At 54.1% G+C, this 16,488-nt stretch carries 15 protein-coding genes; 7 read left to right on the top strand and 8 right to left on the bottom strand.

All coding sequences use genetic code 11. The features are described from left to right. Positions 1–34 precede the first annotated feature (34 nt). Complete coding sequence (locus ACTJIK_RS05290) at positions 35–1,468, top strand: murein hydrolase activator EnvC family protein (RefSeq protein ID WP_440645309.1); 1,434 nt, start codon at positions 35–37, stop codon at positions 1,466–1,468. 63 nt (positions 1,469–1,531) lie between these two features. On the opposite strand, the gene bshA is transcribed toward ACTJIK_RS05290, so the two are convergent. Continuing rightward, a complete protein-coding gene (bshA, locus tag ACTJIK_RS05295) occupies positions 1,532–2,668 on the bottom strand; it encodes an N-acetyl-alpha-D-glucosaminyl L-malate synthase BshA (protein ID WP_440645310.1) in 1,137 nt (378 codons plus the stop codon). Positions 2,669–2,745: 77 nt separating this feature from the next. Here bshA and ACTJIK_RS05300 point away from each other — a divergent pair, with 77 nt between their 5' ends. The 3 genes from ACTJIK_RS05300 to ACTJIK_RS05310 all read left to right on the top strand — a co-directional run bounded on the left by ACTJIK_RS05300 (position 2,746) and on the right by ACTJIK_RS05310 (position 5,326). Beyond that, positions 2,746–4,119 (top strand): M20/M25/M40 family metallo-hydrolase, encoded by a 1,374-nt coding sequence (locus tag ACTJIK_RS05300; RefSeq protein ID WP_440645311.1) that lies wholly within the window; start codon positions 2,746–2,748, stop codon positions 4,117–4,119. A 2-nt stretch (positions 4,120–4,121) separates the two neighbouring features. Beyond that, positions 4,122–4,517: a hypothetical protein gene (locus ACTJIK_RS05305; RefSeq protein ID WP_440645312.1), complete on the top strand. Its 396-nt coding sequence runs from the start codon at positions 4,122–4,124 to the stop codon at positions 4,515–4,517. A gap of 137 nt (positions 4,518–4,654) precedes the next feature. Then, a complete protein-coding gene (locus tag ACTJIK_RS05310; protein WP_440645313.1) occupies positions 4,655–5,326 on the top strand; it encodes a dihydrofolate reductase family protein in 672 nt (223 codons plus the stop codon). 61 nt (positions 5,327–5,387) lie between these two features. Here ACTJIK_RS05310 and ACTJIK_RS05315 read toward each other — a convergent pair whose 3' ends face one another. After that, entirely contained in the window at positions 5,388–6,098 is a 711-nt protein-coding gene (locus ACTJIK_RS05315) for an SAM-dependent methyltransferase (protein ID WP_440645314.1), read from the bottom strand. Beyond that, positions 6,082–6,861 carry an EI24 domain-containing protein gene (locus tag ACTJIK_RS05320; RefSeq protein WP_440645315.1) on the bottom strand — a complete coding sequence of 260 codons (780 nt, stop codon included), beginning with the start codon at positions 6,859–6,861 and terminating at the stop codon, positions 6,082–6,084. The genes ACTJIK_RS05315 and ACTJIK_RS05320 overlap by 17 nt, the downstream gene beginning before the upstream one ends. 91 nt (positions 6,862–6,952) lie before the next feature. Between ACTJIK_RS05320 and ACTJIK_RS05325 the strand changes: the two genes are divergently transcribed. Next, on the top strand, positions 6,953–7,564 hold the full coding sequence (locus ACTJIK_RS05325) for a DNA-3-methyladenine glycosylase (RefSeq protein ID WP_440645316.1): 612 nt from the start codon (positions 6,953–6,955) through the stop codon (positions 7,562–7,564). A 72-nt stretch (positions 7,565–7,636) separates the two neighbouring features. On the opposite strand, the gene ACTJIK_RS05330 is transcribed toward ACTJIK_RS05325, so the two are convergent. The 3 genes from ACTJIK_RS05330 to ACTJIK_RS05340 form a co-directional block, all read right to left on the bottom strand. Further along, positions 7,637–8,653 (bottom strand): PorP/SprF family type IX secretion system membrane protein, encoded by a 1,017-nt coding sequence (locus ACTJIK_RS05330; RefSeq protein WP_440645317.1) that lies wholly within the window; start codon positions 8,651–8,653, stop codon positions 7,637–7,639. 223 nt (positions 8,654–8,876) lie between these two features. After that, the gene (gene upp / locus ACTJIK_RS05335) at positions 8,877–9,530 is read right to left on the bottom strand and encodes a uracil phosphoribosyltransferase (RefSeq protein ID WP_440645318.1); all 654 of its coding nucleotides are present in this window, start codon (positions 9,528–9,530) and stop codon (positions 8,877–8,879) included. Between the two features lie 244 nt (positions 9,531–9,774). Continuing rightward, entirely contained in the window at positions 9,775–11,658 is a 1,884-nt protein-coding gene (locus ACTJIK_RS05340; protein WP_440645319.1) for a YfbK domain-containing protein, read from the bottom strand. A 96-nt stretch (positions 11,659–11,754) separates the two neighbouring features. Between ACTJIK_RS05340 and ACTJIK_RS05345 the strand changes: the two genes are divergently transcribed. Next, positions 11,755–12,846 (top strand): anhydro-N-acetylmuramic acid kinase, encoded by a 1,092-nt coding sequence (locus tag ACTJIK_RS05345; RefSeq protein ID WP_440645320.1) that lies wholly within the window; start codon positions 11,755–11,757, stop codon positions 12,844–12,846. 3 nt (positions 12,847–12,849) lie between these two features. Here ACTJIK_RS05345 and ade read toward each other — a convergent pair whose 3' ends face one another. Further along, on the bottom strand, positions 12,850–14,496 hold the full coding sequence (gene ade / locus ACTJIK_RS05350; protein WP_440645321.1) for an adenine deaminase: 1,647 nt from the start codon (positions 14,494–14,496) through the stop codon (positions 12,850–12,852). Positions 14,497–14,605: 109 nt separating this feature from the next. Between ade and ACTJIK_RS05355 the strand changes: the two genes are divergently transcribed. After that, entirely contained in the window at positions 14,606–15,316 is a 711-nt protein-coding gene (locus ACTJIK_RS05355; protein ID WP_440645322.1) for a hypothetical protein, read from the top strand. Between the two features lie 156 nt (positions 15,317–15,472). On the opposite strand, the gene ACTJIK_RS05360 is transcribed toward ACTJIK_RS05355, so the two are convergent. Further along, positions 15,473–16,477, bottom strand: a complete 1,005-nt coding sequence (locus tag ACTJIK_RS05360) for a helix-turn-helix transcriptional regulator (RefSeq protein WP_440645323.1) — start codon at positions 16,475–16,477, stop codon at positions 15,473–15,475. Between the last annotated feature and the right edge of the window lie 11 nt (positions 16,478–16,488).

Below are 16,488 nucleotides of genomic sequence, written 5' to 3' on the forward strand. Positions count from 1 at the left end.
TTATAAATCATCACTAAATAGCAATATGGTGCAATTGAAAAAGTTTATCCCTGTTTTGTTGTTGGCGCTGGCCCTCATGCCCGTTATGCTGCATGCGCAAAGTAACCAGCCTTCAAGGGAAGAACTGGAGAAGAGGAAGCGCGAGCTGCAAAAGGAAATGGAGGAAGCGCAGGCTATTTTGAGAGAAACGAAAAAGAACAGCAAGGAAAGTTTAGGCCAGCTGCGCGCGCTCCGCAATAAAATTGACGTACGCAGCCGCATGATCCGCAACATCAACGAAGAGATCAACTTCATCAATGGCGACATCAACAATGCGCTCCGTGATGTAAAGACCCTGCAGAACGACCTCGATACCCTCAAGCAGCAATATGCCCAGCTGATAGTGGCCGCTTATAAGAACCGGAGCTCCTACGCGCTGATGAACTTCATCTTTTCGGCCGAAAGCTTCAATGAAGCCATCAAACGGTACCAATACCTCAAACAATACCGCGACTTCCGCCGCCGCCAGGCAGATAATATCATCGAAACGCAGGCGCAGCTGCAGCAGAAGGTGAAGAACCTGCAGGACCAGCGGGTGAAACGTTCCGCCACTTTAAAAACAGAGCAGGAGGAACGCGCCACCCTGGAAAAGGACCGCAAGGAGAAAGATGAAGTGGTGGCCAAGCTGAAAGGCCGCGAGAAGGAACTGCTGGCGGACATCAGCCAGAAACAGAAAGACCAGAGAAAGATACAGGACCTGATCCGCGCCGTGATCCGGAAAGAAATAGAAGCCGCGCGCAAAAAAGCGGAAGCTGAAGAGCTGGCCCGTAAAAAGGCCGCTGAAGCCGAACGCAAACGCAGGGAAGAAGAAAGGCAACGCCAGCTGGCCGCTGCAAGGGAAGCTGCCAAAGCCGCCGCGGCCAACAATGCGGCCGGTAATACCGCCGCCGCGCAGCCCACACCGCCACCACCGCCGAAGCCGGTTCCGGAGCCGCCCGCTCCCGCCCCTGAAACAAAATCCACCCGTGTATACAACGTACTGGAAGCATCACCCGAAGCTGCCGCCCTGTCCGAGAAATTTGAGGACAACCGCGGAAAGCTGCCCTGGCCCGTGGAATCAGGCATGATCATCGGCTGGTTCGGCAAGCAGAAAAATGCGGATATGGAGAGGGTCGTGGAAGAGAACGACGGGATGATTTTCGCCACCCGCAAAGGCGGCAACGTAAAGGCTATCTTTGAAGGGGAAGTGAGAGTGGTAATGGCGATCCCCGGTGGGGGCTATTCTATCCTGGTGAAGCATGGCCAGTATTTCACAAACTATGTGGGCTTGCAAAGCTTCGCCGTAAAATCCGGGCAGAAAGTAAAGACCGGCCAGACGATAGGCACTGCCAAAAACAATGAAGAAGAAAGCGCAGGCGTAGTGGAAGTGCAGATATATAAGCTGGACAAATTGCAGAACACCAACGTCTGGATACCCAACCGGCGGTAATGTTCCCATGATATTAAAAAAGGCGTCCCATACAGGACGCCTTTTTTGTTCCGGCCAGTTAGTTTATTTCACCAGTGCCTGTTGGAGCACCGCATCGTACAAAGCTTCGTACTGCGGTATGATATTGTCGATGTGGAAGCGGGAAGCCTGCTCCAGCGCGCCTTTGCGCAGCTGTGCCAGCAGGCTGGGGTCTTTCAGGATGGCAATGGCATGCGCCGCCATCTGGTCCACATCGCCCACCGGGCTGCTATAGCCGGTCACCCCGTCGATATTGATCTCGGGGAGGCCGCCTGCGTTGGAACTAAGCACCGGCACCTGCGAAGCCATGGCTTCCAGTGCGGCCAGGCCGAAGCTTTCGTATTCGGATGGCAGGATGAACAGGTCGCTGATAGACATCACGTCTTCCAGCTGCTCCTGCTTGCCTACAAAACGGATATCGTCGCAGAGGCCCAGCTCGCGGCAGAGGCATTCGATAGAAGGCCTGTCTGGGCCGTCGCCCACCAGCAGCAGCTTCGCGGGCATCACGTCGCGCACCTGCTTGAATACCTTCACCACGTCCGGCACGCGCTTCACCTTGCGGAAGTTGGACACGTGCAGTAATATCTTCTCCCCGTTGGGCGCCACCGCCTGGCGGAAATGCGGAAGGTCTTTCCGCGCAAAACGCGCTGTGTCCACGAAGTTGTAGATCACTGAAATGTCCTTTTCGATGGGGAACGACTTGAAGGTCTCTTCCCGCAGGTTGTGCGACACCGCGGTAATGGCGTCGGACTCGTTGATCGAAAAGGTAACCACCGGGGCATAGGTCTTATCCTTGCCTACCAGCGTAATGTCCGTTCCGTGAAGGGTGGTGATGAAAGGGATGTACCTGCCGTGCTTGGCTACGATCTGCTGCGCCATGTATGCCGTGGAGGCATGGGGAATAGCATAGTGTACATGTAAAAGGTCTAATTTCTGGTTCAGGATCACATCTACCATGGTGCTGCTGAGCGCGCTCTCATAAGGAGGGAAGTCGAACAGCGGATATGTGGGAACCTGTACTTCATGATAAAAAATGTTGGCATGGAAACCATTGAGGCGGACGGGTTGCTGGTAAGTGATAAAATGTACCATATGCCCTTTGTCCGCCAGCGCTTTCCCTAATTCTGTGGCCAACACACCGCTACCCCCATAAGTAGGATAGCAAACTATTCCAATGCGCATCCCTGTGGTGTTTTTATGAGTTGCTAAGGTACATATTTTAAAATTAGTTAGCTTTAAAGCCAAATCGGGATCTATTCATGCGAAAGCCAATTTTAGTTCTTCTTGCCTGTTGCGCCGCCCAGCTCTCCTTTGCGCAGCAGGACGACTCTACAACCATCCGCCGCCTGGCAGACGAGGTGCTGACCAACGGAAAAGCTTACGAAAACCTGCGTGTGCTCACCAAAACCATCGGAGGCCGCCTGGCCGGGAGCCCGCAGATGGTGAAAGCCGAAAAATGGGGAGAAGCCGCGCTGAAAGCCGCCGGAGCGGATAAGGTCTGGACGCAGGAATGTATGGTGCCGCACTGGGTACGCGGTGCAAAAGAACAGGCGCGCATCGTTAGCCGCCGCCGCGACTATGTGGCGCCCCTGAATATCATTGCCCTTGGCAACTCCGTGGGCACCGGCGCAAAAGGCGTTACCGCGCCCGTGATCGAAGTGAATTCCTTTGAAGAACTAGAGGAAAAGAAAGACCAGGTGAAGGGGAAGATCGTGTTCTACAATTATAAATTTAACCCAAAATTCATCAAAACCTTCCGCTCCTATGGCGACGCCGTGCGCTTCAGGAGCCAGGGCCCGAGCCGTGCGTCCAAATATGGCGCATTGGCTGTGGTGGTGCGTTCCATGAGTCATAGTACCGACAATCACCCGCATACCGGCGGCACCCGTTACAACGATTCTTTCCCGAAGATCGCCGCCGTGGCCATTGGATTGAAGGATGCGGAAGTGCTGAGCAAACGCATTACCGGCGATCCTTCCATGCAACTCTTCCTGCGCACCAACTGCGTGATGCTGCCTGATACCATCGGCCACAACGTCATCGGCGAGCTGCGCGGAACCGAATTCCCGGATGAATACATCACCGTAGGCGGCCACCTGGACGCATGGGACAATACCGAAGGCGCGCACGACGATGGCGCCGGCTGTGTGCAGAGCATCGAGATCATCCGCGCATACAAGGCCCTCGGCATCCGCCCCAGACGTACTATCCGCGTGGTACTCTTCGCTAATGAAGAGAACGGCCTGCGCGGTGGCAGCAAATACGCCGAACAGGCGAAAGCCAATAACGAGAAACACCTCTTCGCCCTCGAAAGCGACGCCGGCGGCTTCACGCCCCGCGGTTTTATGATGGACATGAGCGATGCCCGGCGCAGCAAAATAAAAAGCTGGACGCCGCTTTTCCTGCCGTATGGCCTGTATGATTTCGATGAAGTGGGCGGTGGGGCAGATATCGGCCCCCTGCATAACCAGTTAGGTACCCCCATGGCTGAACTTTCTCCCGATTCCCAGCGTTATTTTGATATTCACCATGCCGCTTCCGATGTTTTTGAAGCCGTGAACAAGCGGGAACTGGAACTGGGGGCTATCGGGATGGGCGCGCTGGTGTACCTCGTAGATAAATACGGTTTATAACTATGAAAAGATTTATTCTCATTATCGTGGCAGTGCTGCTGCTCATTTTCGGCGTCTTCTTCGTGATCCGGTATTATTTCGTGTTCGGCCGCGGCACCAAGGCCGGCGAGCTGAACTTTTTTGTGCAGAAGGGTTATGTATGGAAAACTTACGAAGGCCGCCTGATCCAGACCGGCTTTAAACCACAGAACATGGGCGGCGTACAGTCCAACGAATTCCAGTTTTCCGTGACCAGCGAAAAGGTGGCCGCACAGCTGATGGCCGCGAGCGGCAAGGTGCTGGAGCTGCATTACAAAGAATACCTGGGCGCCCTTCCCTGGCGCGGTTACAGCAATTTTATCGTGGACAGCGTGCTGTCTGTAACCGATCCCGCTACGGGGAAGAAAGTGCCTTTTTAAGATAACCAGATTGAATGGGAAGCCGGACTGTTGTACAGCCCGGCTTTTTTGTCGCATTTCACCTGCACAATGACTTGATCACACCACCTCCGGGAATTGAAAGACGGGTAGTTTTGCAGTAACAAATACGACATACCATGAGAAAGATCATTGTAACCACTTTTATGTCTATGGACGGAGTGCTGCAGGCACCCGGCGGTCCGGAAGAAGATCCCTCCGGTCAGTTCAAATGGGGCGGCTGGACGTTTCATTTCCAGGACGAGCAGACGGGCGATAAGATGCGCCAGATCATGTCCAAACCATTTGACCTGCTGCTCGGCAGGCGCACATACGAAATATTTTCGGCCTACTGGCCATACCAGGGAAATCATCCGATCGCTGAAAAATTTAACAGCATCCGGAAGTATGTGGTGGCCACAACGCCCGTCGATACTTCCTGGCAGCATTCAATTTTAATCGAAGGTGACGTGGTAAGCGAACTGAAGAAACTAAAAGAGGAGGATGGCCCGGACCTGCTGGTACACGGCAGCAGCAGGCTGGTACAAACATTGCTCGCCAATCGCCTGGTAGACGAGCTGTACACCTGGATATACCCCATCACTTTTGGTAAAGGGAAAAAGCTCTTCCAGGAAGGCACGCAGGCGGTTCAATGGAAGCTGACCGATACGACGATTTCGACCACCGGCGTGATTATGGCGAGCTATGTTCCGGAGGGAGAGATTAAAACGGGTTCATTTGTGCAGGACAACGTGAGCAAAGCCGAGATGGCCAGGCGCGAAAAACTGGCAAGGGAGCACAGCGGGAAGTGAAGGATGAATGGTTAACTGTTGCAGGCTTGCGCCAGCTGCATGGAATTCAAGGTTGTGGCATTTAACCCGCATACAGCAAAAATATCGCGGGCCGCTTATGAAAATCCGCATCCGCCTGCTTCTTCCACTGCGCCACGCTTTGCGTGCGGATGTATTCCGTGGGCGCCGTGAGATCCGCCGCTACGCAGAGCTGCGTGCGGTCGCTGCAATTGGCGAGTATATCTTTCAGTAGCTGGTTATTCCGGTAAGGCGCCTCAATGAACAGCTGCGTCTGCTCCTTCCTGGCGGAAACCGCTTCCAGCTCTTTGATCGCTTTGACGCGCTCGGGCGGCTTCACCGGAAGGTAACCTACAAACTGGAAGTTCTGCCCGTTCATGCCGGAAGCCATCAGTGCCAGCAGCATGGAATTGGGACCTACCAGCGGTACTACGGTGGCGTTTATACTGTGCGCGGCCTGCACCACCAGCTGCCCGGGGTCCGCAATGGCAGGGCAGCCCGCTTCGCTGATCACGCCGATGGAACGCCCTTCCTGCAATAGTTTGCGGGCAATGCCGAGGTCCGGTGGGTTATGTTCGTTCATCAGGTGCAGCTGCAGCGAATCTATATCGATAGATTTATCCAGCGCTTTGAGGAAACGACGGGTCGTTCTTTCATTCTCCACAAAAAAAACGTCCAGCTGTTTCACCGTATCGGTAATGTAGGGCGGCAGGCTGAAGAGTGCGTCCGCGCTCAGCACGGTCGGTATCAGGAAAACTTTACCTGGCTGGGGCATCGGGCAGGCGTTGTTGTTGTAAATGAATAGTGGCGGCAATTACGGCGTAGCAGGGCGCGAGTATCCAGCCCAGTAAAGGGATGAACATCATCAGGTAAAACACGAGCCCGTTGCCGATGGCCATACCTTTATGCTGACCGATATACACGATGCTCTGCTTCATGGTCCAGCGGCGGCGTTCGAAGCTGTAATCCATCATGGAAAACCCGAAGTAATAACACTCCACGAACAGCGCGATGAGCGGCGTAAGCCATCCCAGGATAGGAATAAAGGCCAGTATGGCGATGATGAGCATGAATACCGTTTGGTACAGCAGGTTGCGTAGCGACAGGCGGATGCCGCGGGCCACGTCTTCCATCAGCTGGGAAAAGCTGAACGGGAAATCTTTCCGCTTCATGATGGCCTCCGTTTTTTCTGAGAGGTAAGCGAAAAGCGGTGAGCCGACTATCAGGAAAAGATATTTGAAGAAGGAAAAATACATGAGCAGGAACACCATCCGCACGGCGAACCCCACGAGCAGGAACAGGAAATTCACCCAGCTGTTCTGCACCCCTTCTATCCAGGTTTTGAGCGTAAGCAGGTTCAGCACATAATCGACGAACACGCCCGAGTATTCCCACACGAAATAAATGCCCGCCGCGAACAGGAGGCAGTAAATAAGGCCGGGTATAATGATCCACTTCCACAAGCGGTTTGCCGAAATGAACTGGTGCGCTTTGCCGTAAGACTGAATGGCGCCGAGTACTTCTCTTAATGAAAACAAATTTCTTTCTTTTTTAAAATGACGCAATCAGGCAGAGGGAATAAACAAAGGAACAGGATGTAACGAATGTAAAATAGTAATATTTTGCAGTATGGCTAAACTGGAAAGGGCATTTTATGCTGATAAAGATGTGTTAAAAGTTGCCAAAGCGTTGCTGGGTAAGGTTTTGGTGACGGAAATAGCAGGCGTTCGCACTTCAGGCAGGATCGTGGAAACGGAGGCGTATAATGGCGTGGTGGACAGGGCTTCCCATGCCTGGAACAACCGCAGGACCAACAGGACGGAAGTGATGTTCGGCCCTGGTGGCGTGGCTTACGTATACCTCTGCTACGGCATCCATCATCTTTTTAACGTGGTCACCAACTTGGAAGATGTGCCGCACGCCGTGCTGGTGCGGGGCCTGGAGCCGCTGGAAGGAATTGACCATATGCTTTTCCGCTGCGGCAAACAGAAAGTGGATTATACGCTCACCGCAGGCCCCGGCAGCCTTTCCAAAGCCCTGGGCATTACCACCGCGCTCACCGGGCAAAGCCTGCTGGGCGATGTGATATGGATCGAAGATGCGCCGCCTGTGCCAAAGAAGGATATCGTGGCGGGAACGCGTGTAGGCGTGGCGTATGCGATGGAAGACGCTTACCTGCCTTACCGTTTCTCGGTTAAAGGAAGCCCCTGGGTAAGCAAAGGGAAAGGCCTGGTAAGATAAAGGACCGCGTATACTGAAAACAAAGAAGGGCCGGCGGTTTGCGCAGGCCCTTCTTTGTTTATGAGAAATTGGTTAGAATTTCGGACAGAGCGTACCGTTCTTTTTGTTGTCGCCCCTTGTGCGGATGTAGATCACAGACAGCTCCATACCACCGCGGTAGTTGGAGGCGGGCTTCAGGGTAGACACGTTCAGGTCGTAGCTGAGGCCTACTTTCACACTGTTGAATTCCAATCCTACATAAGGATTGATTGCGTCTTTCAGGCGGAACCATGCGCCCAGGTAGAAGATGGTGGGAGCGTCGGGCATATCGTTCAGCATAAAGCCGTAAGCGCCGCCCATGGTGGTTTCTACGGCCTGGTTCTGCTTCATGTAGTGTGCGCTCACGTGGATGCGGTTGCTGCCGTTTACCGGGAAAGAACCGCCGCCGTGAATGGTATAACGGTAGCTAAGGCGGTTGTTGTCCGCATTCAGGAACGTTTCCGTAGGCTGTGTGAAATGGTAATAAGACACGCCCAGGTAAAGGTTGGACGATTCGCCTACCAGGCCGCTGTACAATAATCCCACGTTATAGTCCATGTAAGAAATAGCTGTGTTGGTAATGCTTTCCCCGCTGGGCAGTGAAGGATCATACCCATTGTCACCTATCTGCTGTTCGAAGATCAGCTTGCTCTGGTCCACACGCTTCTGCACAAACGCGGCCTGCAGGCCGATACCCAATGTGTGATTGCCTTCCACGTCCAGCCCTTTGTGATAGGCTGTGCTGAGCGCCACGTAATTGGAATTCAGCGCGCCGCCCCCGGTTTTGTCGTACAATGCAAGCACGCCTACACCCCAGGTATCGGTGTAAGAAATGGTGTTTTTCAAAATACCGAAGTCCGCCGCGAGCGTACCGGTAATATACGGAGAGGCAATGCTACGCCACTGGGAGCGGTAGTTGCCGGAAAGACGGAGATCGCCGGAGAAGTACCCCGTAAACGCCGGGTTCAGCGTAAGCGGCGATGCGAAGAACTGCGTGAAATGCGGGTCTTGCGCCTTGGCCTGGCTGAATGCATAAAGGGTAATGGTCAATAGGAGTAGAACTTTTTTCATCACTTCAACGGTTAAAAAATATAGGGACACTATATAATTCAAAGCTACAAAACAATATTCATATTTCAAATTAAATCTATATAACGAAAATCCGCTATTGTATCTGCTTTGAAATGAATACCAGAGAGTTTTAAAATCGACGACTGCTGCTACGGGATCTGGTTGACGCACTAAGCACCCTTGGGGGTGCTTATTCTATAAGAACGTAAAAAAACGCAATTTGTTACTGTTGCACTTTGGTGCCGAAGGCCAGATCGCCCGCATCGCCCAAACCGGGAACGATGTAGCCTTTGGCCGTCAGTTCATCATCGATGTCTCCGGCCCAGATGCTGATATTGGCATCGGCGTTCCGCTGCACGTATTCGATGCCGATGGTGCAGGCGATGGCCGTAACGATGTGAATATGAGCGGGTTTTCCGAATTCGGCCAGGTGGTCGATGGTTTTGACAAGGGAGGCGCCGGTGGCCAGCATGGGATCGGAGAGGATCAGCACCTGTCCGTCCAGCGGGGGGCAGGATACGTATTCCAGGCTGATCTCGAAGGAACCGTCGCGGTTATGTTTACGGTAGGCAGAGATGTAGGCGTGATCCGCTTTGTCGAAGTAATTCACCAGGCCCTGGTGTAAAGCCAGGCCGGCCCGGAGAATGGTGCCCAGCACGGGCTGTTGCTTCAGTACCCCGCAGGTGGCGGTACCCAGCGGCGTCTGTACTTCTTTATCCACGTAGGTGAGGGTTTTGCTGATCTCGTAAGAAGCTACCTCGCCCAGGCGTTCCAGGTTCCTGCGGAAGCGCATCCTGTCCGTCTGCGTAACTTCATCCCTGATCTCGCTCATCCATTCGCCTACGAGCGAATTGGTTTCACTCAAATTGATAATCATAAGCCCTGCCGTTTTGCGTTTGCACGCCAAAATAGCGCTTTTTTGCTTACCAATGGCGAAAAGCACTGCGGCGAAAGGATTTATTAATCCTTCCGCCGCAGTATTTGAAAAATAAGGCGCCGGCAGCCGGGCGCCCATCCGCCCCGGGCGCTCCCACAGCCGTTTCCCGGCAGCCTTGTTACCTGTTTCCGGCACAAACCCCGCGGCCTGTGTCTTCCTGATAATCGCAGGAGTTTCGTACCTGTTAGTCCTCCTTCGCCACAGAGGCGCTCAACGCCTGGGCCTTCTTCAGCAACTGTATATATTCGGCGCGGTATCCTTCAGGGTCTTCTCCTTTGGCGGATACGGCCAGTTTAATAGCGCCGTCGTAGCTGGATTTGCCTGCATGCGGACTGTTGCGCAGCAGCATGCCGAACTGTGCCACGGAAGCGGCTAAACGGAAATCCGCCGGGCATTCGGTGATCGGTTTCGCGCCGGCTTGCAGCACTGCCTGTAACAGCTGGCTCTTTTTACCCTGCGGGGCTTTGTAACGCACTTTCACCGTCAGCACTTCTTTGCTCTGCACCAGCGGCGCAGGAAGGGGCGCAGGCTGCTGGTATTTCAGCGGGTCCACGGAGCCGGTTTGCGGCATAAGCGAGCCTGCGGGCACAATCTCATACAGCGCCGTCACGGTATGGCCGGAGCCCATATCGCCTGCGTCTTTTTTATCGTCGTTGAAATCTTCTTTGTCCAGCAGCCGGTTCTCATAACCGATCAGCCGGTAACCCTGCACCTGCGCGGGATTGAACTCCACCTGCAGCTTCACGTCTTTGGCAATGGTGAAGAGGGTGCCGCCGAACTCTGTGGCAAAGGTCCGGCGGGCCTCTTCGAAATCATCGATATAAGCATAGTTCCCGTTTCCCTTGTCTGCAAGGGTTTCAAGCTTGTTGTCCTTATAATTTCCCATCCCAAAGCCCAGCACGGAAAGGAATACGCCTTGTTCCCTTTCTTTTTCGATGAGCTTTTCGAGTTCTTTTCCGCTGGAGATGCCTACGTTAAAATCGCCGTCTGTAGCCAGTATCACGCGGTTGTTCCCTTCTTTCATAAAATTCTCTCCCGCGATGCGGTATGCCAGCCGGATGCCTTCGCCGCCCGCCGTGGAGCCACCTGCTTCCAGCTTATCGAGCGCGGCGATGATGCGGGCCTTTTCGCTGCCGCTCGTGGAAGGCAGCACCATGCCCGCCGCGCCTGCGTATACTACGATAGACACACGGTCTTTGGCACGCAACTGCTGCACCAGCAGCTTAAACGCCTGTTTCACCAGGGGCAGCCTGTTTTCCCCGCTCATGGAACCGGAAACGTCCAGTAAGAATACGAGGTTGGAAGGAGGAAGGTTATCCGTCGGGATGCGTTTGCCCTGTATGCCGATGCGCACCAGCTGGTGCGAAGGGTTCCAGGGGCAAACGGCCAGGTCGGTATGAATAGCCACCGGGTCCTGGTTCTGCGGGGCGGTGTAGTTATAATCGAAATAATTGATCAGTTCTTCCACCCTTACCGCATCGGTTTCGGGCAGCTGGCCCTGGCCGAGGGAACGGCGCACGAGGGTATATGAAGCGCGGTCCACATCCGCGGAGAACGTGCTCAGCGGGTCATTTTTCGCGGTGTGGTATTTGTTTTCGCTGAACTTGCCGAATTCATTTGTGTTCTGCTCGTAATGGATCAGGCCTTGAGGTGCCCGGTACCCGTAGATGGCGTCGGACGAAACGATACTGACATTTGCCGCTGTCATTGTTTTTTTCTTCATCGGCGCATAACCCGCCACCACTACATCTTGCAGCGTCCGCGAGTCCTTGTTCAGCATGACTGTGATATTGTTGTCGTGTAAAGAAACCTTTTGCGTAGCGGCAACATACCCAACAAAACGTATCTCCAGCGTAACGGTATCCGTTTTCACTTTCAGGCTGAAACCGCCCAGGATATTGGTGCCCGTACCATAGCCGGTGCCGGCAATGATGACGCTGGCGCCATGCAAAGGCAAGGAATCATGCATGGATAACACCTTGCCGGTGATGATCTTTTCTTTTTTCGACTGGGCGTTTGCCGTTAATAACGGGAGCGCGGTGAGCAGCAGCAGGAATATCTTTTTCATAACAGATCGGGTTTGTTTCCGGGGTATGGATGCAGGAAATGGCAGGTATTCCATAAAAGTTTTTTCCTTCCTGTTATCTTTGCAAAAATCCGCAGTATGGTATACAACGTAATCGGTTTAATGTCAGGCAGTTCGCTGGATGGGCTGGATATTGCATTTGTGGAGCTGAGCGAAGTGCGCGGCCAGTGGGGTTATGTGATCCATGCCGCCGAATGCCTGCCTTACAACGAGCAGTGGGCGCAGGACCTGAAAGGCGCTGTGAACCTGCCTGCGCGGGAATACCAGCTGCTGCATACCGCCTACGGCCGTTACATCGGCCGGCAGGTAAAAGAATTCATCCGCCGCAACCACCTGGAGCACCGGGTGCATTTCATCGCTTCGCACGGCCATACTACTTTTCATATACCCGAACAGCAAATGACAGCCCAGCTGGGCGACGGTGCGGCCATTGCCGCGGAAACCGGCCTCCCCGTTATCAGCGAGCTCCGTTCCATGGACGTTGCGCTTGGCGGGCAGGGGGCGCCCATCGTGCCTATCGGGGAAAAGCTGCTTTTCCATGGCTACGATTACTGGCTCAACCTGGGCGGCATTGCCAACCTCTCCGCGAAAAACGAAGATGTATACCACGCCTTCGACGTATGCCCGGCCAACCGTGTGCTGGACGCACTGGCGGCAGCGCTCGGCAAAAGTTATGACGAGAACGGAACGCTGGCGGCAGGCGGCGTAACAGACGCCAAGCTGCTGGAGGCCCTGAACGCACAGCCTTATTACAGCCAGCCTTTCCCCAAATCCCTTGCGAACGATTTCGGAACGGATGTGATACTGCCGCTGATCAATACCCACACACTATCCGTACAAGGCAAGCTGCGCACATACGCGGAGCATATCGCGCAGCAGGTTACGGCCGCCGTGAAAGCGGTTTCAGGCGAAGCCACGCAGGAAAAGAAATTGCTGGTGACGGGCGGCGGGGTGTTCAATCACTTCCTGGTCAAAACCATCAAGGCACAGCTGGAGCCTTTGGGTATTACAGTGGTCATTCCGGATGAACAGACGGCCGCATACAAAGAAGCGCTGGTAATGGCGCTGATCGGCGCGCTGCGCTGGCGCCAGCAGCCGAATGCGCTCAGCTCTGTAACAGGCGCCAGCCGTGATAGTGTGAATGGTGCTTTATACCTGGGTGAAGGATAATACTTACTCTTCCGGGAAAGCCAGGTCTTCAAAAATAAATTCATCCCCGTTAAATAATCCTTTGTCGCTCAGCTTCAGATGGGGGATCACCAGCAGCGCCATGAAGGACAGAGTCATGAAAGGCGCGTCCAGCCTGCAACCCAGGGCCTTGGCCGCTTTGTCCATCAGGCTGTACCTGTGCGCGGTAAGGTAACCGTCTTCCGCGCTCATCAGTCCCGCAACGGGCAGTGGCATTATTTCATCCCCCTCGGGAGACACCACGCTGATGCCGCCTTTGCATTCAACCAGGTTGTTCACAGCTTTACAGATGCTTTCATCATCCGCGCCCACGGCAATGATGTTGTGGCTGTCGTGCGCCACAGTGGATGCAATCGCGCCGCGTTTCAGCCCGAAATGATGGATGAAGCCGCAGGCAACCGGCGCATCGTTATAACGGTTCACCACGGCCACTTTCAGCACATCCTGCGAAATGTCGGACACAAGGTTGCCGCCATGATCGCAGAGGATGGCGCTGATGCGGTTGGTGATCAGCTGGCCCTGCAGGGCTTCGATCACTTTTACCCGTACGGTCTGCCCATGGGAAGCAATGCGGAAATCAGCCACGGTTTTAGGTGAACAGCTGAAGCGGTTGATGGGCGTTATGGGAACGGAAGGAATGAGCGTTTCCCCGTTCTTCGCCACCAGCGTACCGTTGATATATGTTTCGAGGATATTAAAATGCCGAAGATCATCCACCACGATAAGATCCGCGGGGTCATTCACCCGCAGCAATCCCACGGGCATGCGGTAATGCTGCACCGGGTTGATGCAGGCGGCGAGGAGAATGTTGTACAGGTCGTAACCCTGTGCCAGCGCCCTTTTCACGAGCACGTTGATGTGGCCTTCCTCGAGGTTGTCAGGATGTTTGTCGTCGCTGCAGAACATCACCATTTGCGGATGCGAGTTCAGCAGCGGCGCCAGCGCTTCGAAATTACGCGCGGCGCTGCCTTCCCTGATCAGGATGTGCATGCCGAGCTGCAGCTTGCCGAGCGCTTCTTCCAGCGTAAAACATTCGTGGTCGGTACTGATGCCCGCCGCAATATACCGGGCGGCTTCGTCGCCACGCAGGCCGGGCGCATGGCCATCTACGGGCTTGCCATGCCGTTTGGCCGCGGCTATTTTAGCCATCACTTCGGCGTCTTCATGCAGCACGCCGGGATAGTTCATCATTTCGGAGAGATAATAAATATCGTGCCGTTTCAGCAACTGGTCTACCGCCTGCGCATCGATGCTGTCGCCGGCGGTTTCGAATATGGTGGCGGGTACGCAGGAGGGTGCGCCGAAGCAGAATTTGAAAGGTACGCGGGCGCCGTTGTCCAGCATAAACTTCACGCCTTCCACGCCGCATACATTGGCGATCTCATGCGGGTCGGACACGGTGCCGGTGGTGCCATGCACCACGGCCATGCGCGCAAATTCGGAAGGCACGAGCATAGCGCTTTCCACGTGCACATGCGCATCAATGAAACCGGGAAGTATATAGCGGTCCGGCACCGCGGCTGTAGCGGGTTCGATGCTTTGTATACGGCCGTTGGCAAGGGTGACCACGGCGGGGTATGTTCTTCTGCCGGGAATGTCCACCACATGGCCGGCCAGCTGTAACTGGTTCATAGCCGTAAAACTCGTGAAAAACCGTTAAAGAAAACCTAATTGATTTTGCCAGGTCTGATAAAAAGATAACATTTGTAGCCATTCCCAATCCATCATTAAACTAATTTTTATGAAGAATTACCTCATGTTAACCCTCGCGGCAGCGCTTACAACTACCGCGGTTAGCACGAAAGCACAAACAGTGGACGAAATTGTCAGCAAACATATCACCGCGATGGGCGGCAAGGAAAAGCTGGACGCTCTCAAGTCTTCCGTAACCGAAGGCACTATGGAAGTTCAGGGTATGGAATTCCCCTTCAAAGCCACGATCATCAACAAACGCGGCATGCGCATCGAGTTCGAGGCCATGGGCACTAAAAATATCCAGGTGGCTACCACCACCGGCGGCTGGAACCTGCTGGGCGTACAGCAACAAACCGAACCGGTGGATGTGCCGGCCGAAAGCCTGAAAGAGATCGGGCCCGACCTGGACATTGAAGGCGAACTGGTGAATGCGAAAGAAAAAGGCCATACGCTCGAGCTGATCGGGAAAGAAACGGCCAATGGCGCAGAGATGTACAAAATCCAGCTGACGCGTAAAGATGGCAATGTAGCCAACTATTTCATCGACGTGCAGAATTTTTACATCACCAAAAGATCTGTACAGGTAGGCGGCGAAGAAGCGATCAATACGCTGCTGGAGTACAAAAAAACGGATGATGGTTATGCGTACGCTTCCATAGTGGAAACGCAGCCCACCGGCGTAAAGCTGAAAGTAACGAAGATACTGTTCAACCCGCCAGTGGATGAAAAGGTCTTCGAAAAACCTGCTAAGCAATAATATAAACGACCGATACTAAAAGAGGCTGTTCCTTGCGGGACAGCCTTTTTTTTTAACCCGTCACCCCTCCCGCACAATCCCCCGCTGCTCCTCGCAATGACGACCTTTTTCCGCTTCGTCGCGGCTCCTGCACACTCCTCCCCGCAATGACGTTTATTACTGATATTTCTTCAGCATTTCCGTTGCTTCCTGCCGGATGCGGTCTGCCAGGTGCTGCGGCTGTATCACTTTCACGCGGCTCCCGCTGCTGAGCAGCAGCATCACCAGCTCGTGGTTCACTACGATATTCAGCCTGATGCGGCATTCCTCTTCATCGTCTTTCAATATTTCCTGCGAGGGGTGCAGCGGTTGCGTTTTTACGTATTTGCCCTGGTGGGGCGTGTAGGAGAGGATGATCTCTTCCGGTTCGCCTTCCGATACGGTGATGCCGATGGCGTGCTGGAAATAGCTGGCGTCGTCGAAATTTTTTTCATCGAAATGTTTATCCGTGGGCCAGAGCTTCACTACGCGATCCAGCGCGAAAGTGAGCAGGGTGCCGCCTTTGGCTTTCTGGCTTTTGCCGATGAGGTAAAAGCGGTGGTTGTATTCACGGAGATGGTAAGGTTCCACCCAGTGTTCTTTGGGTTCGCTGCGGTCGAAGCTCTGGTAGGCGATGCGGATCACCTCCAGGTTCTTGATGGCGTCCACGATCTCGGGGATCAGCTCGGCGCCTTTATACTGGCTGCCCCGGCTGAATTTGATGAGGCCGCGGTTTTCCAGCTGCTGGCGGTTCATTTTGAGGCTGGCGGCGATTTTGAGGATAGCGTCTTCGAAGCGCTGTATCACCGGCAGGCTGCGGAACTGTTCCAGTATGCCGATGGCCACTTCCAGTCCCTGGAGGTCCGCTTCGTCTATGGGGCTGTTGCTGATGGAGAAATTTTCGTCCGAATAATAATAGGCCCGCTTGCTGCGGTCGTATATAATAGGCGCGAAGTAGTTGAGCTCCGCATCGTTGCGCATGTCTTCTATGTCTTTCTGAATGGTCCGCACGGCAATGGTCTTGTCCATTTTGTCCGAAACGAACTCCACCAGGTCCTCCAGGGAGGGTTTTGGCAGCCGTTTATTGCGGAAACGCTCGTCCAGCCAGCGGTAACGGGAAAGCGCATCTTTATTTTTAGGCATTTTATCTTTTT

The sequence above is a fragment of the Chitinophaga sp. 22620 genome, assembly GCF_052044405.1.
Taxonomy (GTDB): domain Bacteria; phylum Bacteroidota; class Bacteroidia; order Chitinophagales; family Chitinophagaceae; genus Chitinophaga.